Genomic DNA, 4,207 nt, shown 5'->3' with positions numbered 1-4,207 from the left:
ACCTGCTCCAGCACCGTCGATCGCGACGAGTCCGCGACGGCGCCGGCGATCTCCAGTCCCCGGTTCATCGGCCCCGGGTGCATCACGAGGCTCTCCTCCGGCAGCCGGTCCGCGCGTGCGACCGAGAGTCCGTACAGGGAGGCGTACTCCTTCGCCGTCGGGAAGAACGCCTCCGTCATCCGCTCGCGCTGCACGCGCAGCGTCATCACGACGTCCGGTCCTCCGTCGATCGCCTCGTCGAGGTCGATGCCGGTCGTGACCGGCCAGGTGTGCGTCGGCAGGAGGGTCGGTGGTGCGACGAGGTGCACGGAGGCGCCGAGCGCGGTCAGCAGCCAGAGGTTCGAGCGCGCGACGCGGCTGTGCAGGATGTCGCCGACGATCACGACGCGGACGCCCGCGAGGTCGCGGCCGCGGGAGTCGTCGCCGTTGCGGCGCTTGCGGATCGTGAACGCGTCGAGCAGCGCCTGCGTGGGGTGCTCGTGCGTGCCGTCGCCCGCGTTCACGACGCCGGCACGCGTCCACCCGCTCGTCGCGAGCGTGTGGGCGGCCCCGGAGGAGGAGTGCCGGATCACGATCCCGTCGGCGCCCATCGCCTGCAGGGTCTGCGCGGTGTCCTGCAGGCTCTCGCCCTTCGACACCGACGAGCCCTTCGCGCTGAAGGTGATGACGTCGGCGGAGAGCCGCTTCGCCGCGGCCTCGAAGGAGATCCGGGTCCTGGTCGAGTCCTCGAAGAAGAGGTTGACGATCGTGGTCCCGCGCAGCGTCGGCAGCTTCTTCACCTGGCGGCGCTGCGTGTCCGCCATGTCCTCCGCGACGTCGAGCAGGGCGACCGCGCTGTCGCGGGTGAACCCCCGCGTGGAGAGCAGGTGCTGGCTCATGCGGGATCCTCCTTCTCGGTGAGGGGGCCCTCGATCGTGACCGCGTCCGCGCCGTCGACCTCGACCAGCGTGACCCGCACCCGCTCCGTCTTCGCGGAGGGCAGGTTGCGGCCGACGGCGTCGGGCCGGATGGGCAGCTCGCGGTGCCCGCGGTCGACGAGCACCGCCAGGCGCACGACGGCCGGGCGGCCGAACGCGGTGAGCGCGTCGAGTGCGGCGCGCACCGTGCGGCCGGAGAACAGCACGTCGTCGACCAGCACGACCGTGGCGCTATCGAGGTCGACCGGGATGTCGGTGCGCCGCGTCGCCCGCGTCGGCTGACCGGCGAGGTCGTCGCGGTAGAGCGTGACGTCGAGGACGCCGGCGGGGATGTCGCGGCCGGCGATGCGCGTCATCTGCGCGGCGAGCCGCTGCGCCAGCGCCTCCCCGCGGGTCGGGATGCCGAGCAGGACGAGCCGCTCGGCGTCGGGGTCGTGCTCGACCAGCTCGTGAGCCATGCGCGTGATCGCGCGCCGGACGTCGTCCGCCTCCAGCAGGGTGCGCAGCGTCATCCGACCTCCTTCCCCGTCTCACCGGACGGTCCGTTAAAGGTGATCGGGAAGGACACTATCGCGGGCCGCCGACACCGGTCGCTGCGGTCATCTGGACCCGTGGGCCGTACCGCTCGAGGCCCGCTTCCAGCTCGATCAGCTCGCGGAGGAAGGCGGTGTCGGGCTCGGACTCCACGAACCCTTCGGACGCCATCGCGGTCCGGAGCTTGTGCAGCATCGTCCAAGCGGTCTGATAGCTGCCGAGCCCGGTCACCCGCTGCAACTCGAGCGCGGACAGCCCCTGCTTCGACGCCATCAGCAGCCAAACCGCTTCGAACCAGACCGTCAGCGGAGCCGCGTCAAGTGAAAGACCGTTCCGGCCAGGGCAGAGATCCGTCGGCCGCAGTCACCTCAACGATGAAGCCCATCCGCTCCGATCCAGTCGGCGACACCAGCGCACCTCGGGCAACTGAACCCCTCGGGCCAGCGCAGCCAGTCGAGATAGTCGAGGCAATCCGCATCGGACGCGAACCAGCGTCGCACCTCGGGCAACGAGCCCGGGAAGTGACCTCTTGAACAGGATGATCAATCACACCCGGACGCTAGAGACGACCCCCGACATCACGGCAGCGAGATGGATAGCCAATCTCCGTTTTGTAGGACGGGTCGTCCTACAAAACGGAGGGTGCCGCCCCGAACACGGCGTCGACGTCGGTGTGCGGGTGCGTTCATTCGTCGAGGGTGATGGGTGGGATGCGTCCGCCTGGTCGTTGTCGGCCTGATGAGTCGATCCAGGGTGGTGGGGTCCACCACCACCGGTCGTCGGTGCGTCGGATCTGCCAGCCGTGGAGGTCGAGGAGTTGGTGGCATCGCCAGCACAGCAGGATCCCGTTCTCGAGGCTGGTGGGCCCGTATCCGGCGGGTCTGACGTGGGCTCCGTCGCACCAGGACGGTGGGGCGTCGCAGCCTGGTCCTACGCACCCGCCGTCGCGGATCACCATCGCCCGCCGTTGCGCTTCGGTGAAGTACCGGCGGGCGAGACCCAGGTCGAGGGGTTGCGACTTCCCACCCAGTACCACGGGGATGATCTCCGCTTCGGCGGCGAGGATCCGGGCGATGGAGGCGGGGATCTCGGTCCCGCAGTCGGGCAGCTGCGCCGACCCGAGTCCCGACCTGAGGGCGTCGAGGGGGATGGTGACGAGCATGGTGACCGCGGTGCCGGCGACTTGGCCGTCGTCGACCTTGATGGCTTTCTTCGCCAGCCGGTGCACCCCGTCCACCCGGCGTTGAGCGAGCGGACGCCGGTCGGTGGTCTCCGCATCCGGTTCGGGATCGTCGGGCGTGGTCAGCAGGGACCGCTTCATGGCGGTGTTGGCGTCGACGGCGGTCTTTAGGAACCCGTCGGTGAGGGTGTCGAGGTCCATCACCCACCGCACCAGGCCGTTGGTCAACTCCCTCCGGATCACCGACGGGGTCGGGGCAGGGTCATCACCTCGAGGTGCGCCACCATCCGGATGGGCGGTCTCGGGGACCTTCTTCAGATACGCCACGAACAGGTCCGCGTCCCACCCCTCCTGGCTGACGGCGATGAGCTGCGCTTCGAGCCGGTCGACCTCGTAGGGGGCGAGCCCGAGTGCGGCCTTGGCGAGCGCACGCCGCATCGCGGCCGCGACCTCAGGGTCGAGGAGCCCGTCCGCGAACGCGTCAGCGATCTGCGGGCAGACCGCGGGAAGGGCCTCGCCGGTAACGGGGTTATGGCGGGGTCGGAACGCTTCCCCGGACGCGACCATCGTCCCCGCTTGCGAACGCGGCACCCCGGTCACCTGCGACACAAGGTTCCCTACCGTCCCGGCACCCATCCGGCGGGCGAGGGAGGTGTCGTCTTTCGGCTCGGATCGTCGGGCCATCTCCCCGGCGAGTTGCGCCCGCTCCGCCTCCGCCAACCGGATCAACTGCGATACCGACCCGGCTGCTGCCAGCAATTCCTGATCGGACAGCAGACGGATCGCACCATCCGAGGAGAGGGCGTCGAACCGGCCGCCAGCGGAAACCCGATCGAACAGCGACGCGTACACGCCCGCCTGCTCGATCAGTGCCACCGCGTTCCGGTTCATACCCGTATTCGAGCACGGGCCTCCGACACTGGCAGGGGTTCAGGACCAGGTATTTTCCGCCCACCGGAAGGCGCGTCGCCCGTTCGCTGCCGTGCAACGAACAGGCCGCCAAGCGGCACGTCCATGACTCATCGAACCCTGTTTTGTAGGCAGGTCCTTCCTACAGAACGGAGCGTCGGATCTCGCGGAAGCAGCGTGAGGAGGCCTTCGGCGCACGCCCAGCAAAGGGGTGCTCTGCTGATCCCATGCATACCAAGATCGAGCTCATCGTCGACAACCTGGACGACAACGCCGCGTTCGACGCGCTGCTGCCGGACCTTCTCGAGAAGGCGAAGGCCCTGCCGGGCCTCGAGCGCCTCGTCTCCGGCAAGGTCTGGCCGAAGGAGGACGGCACCCCCACCCCGGCCCACCGGTCGCTGATCCTGTGGTTCGCGGACTACGACACGGCGTCCGCTGCGACCTCGTCGGAGACCGGCGAGGCGTTCTTCGGCGCGTTCTTCGGCGGCGCAGGAGGCAAGGTGACCGGCCTGTTCACCGACGTCGAGACCGTCTGGGAGGCCTGACCTCCACCGTTCAGACGGTCCTCAGTCCTCGGCGGACAGCAGTTCCGGGACGTCCGCGAGGCTCGAGAGCAGGTGGGTGTGCCGTGCGGCGCCGAGCTCCGCGACGGTGTGCGCACCCGTGA

The 4,207-nt window shown here is 69.5% G+C and carries 5 protein-coding genes and 1 pseudogene; 1 reads left to right on the top strand and 5 read right to left on the bottom strand.

Translation table 11 applies throughout. The annotated features are described in order from the left end of the window. The 5 genes and pseudogenes from ACFE67_RS14285 to ACFE67_RS14265 all read right to left on the bottom strand — a co-directional run. On the bottom strand, nucleotides 1-878 hold an 878-nt coding region (locus ACFE67_RS14285; RefSeq protein ID WP_375407541.1), incomplete at its 3' end, for an aspartate carbamoyltransferase catalytic subunit. Next, a complete protein-coding gene (gene pyrR, locus ACFE67_RS14280; protein ID WP_375407540.1) occupies nucleotides 875-1,429 on the bottom strand; it encodes a bifunctional pyr operon transcriptional regulator/uracil phosphoribosyltransferase PyrR in 555 nt (184 codons plus the stop codon). The genes pyrR and ACFE67_RS14285, both read right to left, overlap by 4 nt. A 190-nt stretch (nucleotides 1,430-1,619) precedes the next feature. Then, nucleotides 1,620-1,792 (bottom strand): annotated as a pseudogene (locus tag ACFE67_RS14275) (IS1595 family transposase); the annotation flags it as partial. Between the two features lie 27 nt (nucleotides 1,793-1,819). Continuing rightward, nucleotides 1,820-1,951 (bottom strand): transposase, encoded by a 132-nt coding sequence (locus ACFE67_RS14270; RefSeq protein WP_375407542.1) that lies wholly within the window; start codon nucleotides 1,949-1,951, stop codon nucleotides 1,820-1,822. Between the two features lie 185 nt (nucleotides 1,952-2,136). Continuing rightward, nucleotides 2,137-3,522, bottom strand: coding sequence for a DUF222 domain-containing protein (locus ACFE67_RS14265; protein ID WP_375407539.1), 1,386 nt, complete (start codon nucleotides 3,520-3,522; stop codon nucleotides 2,137-2,139). 245 nt (nucleotides 3,523-3,767) lie between these two features. Between ACFE67_RS14265 and ACFE67_RS14260 the strand changes: the two genes are divergently transcribed. After that, the gene (locus ACFE67_RS14260; RefSeq protein WP_375407538.1) at nucleotides 3,768-4,085 is read left to right on the top strand and encodes an EthD family reductase; all 318 of its coding nucleotides are present in this window, start codon (nucleotides 3,768-3,770) and stop codon (nucleotides 4,083-4,085) included. Nucleotides 4,086-4,207: the final 122 nt, after the last annotated feature.

The sequence above is a fragment of the uncultured Amnibacterium sp. genome (assembly GCF_964244015.1).
In the GTDB taxonomy this organism is placed as follows: domain Bacteria; phylum Actinomycetota; class Actinomycetes; order Actinomycetales; family Microbacteriaceae; genus Amnibacterium.
This window is presented reverse-complemented; position numbering and strand designations above follow the sequence as displayed.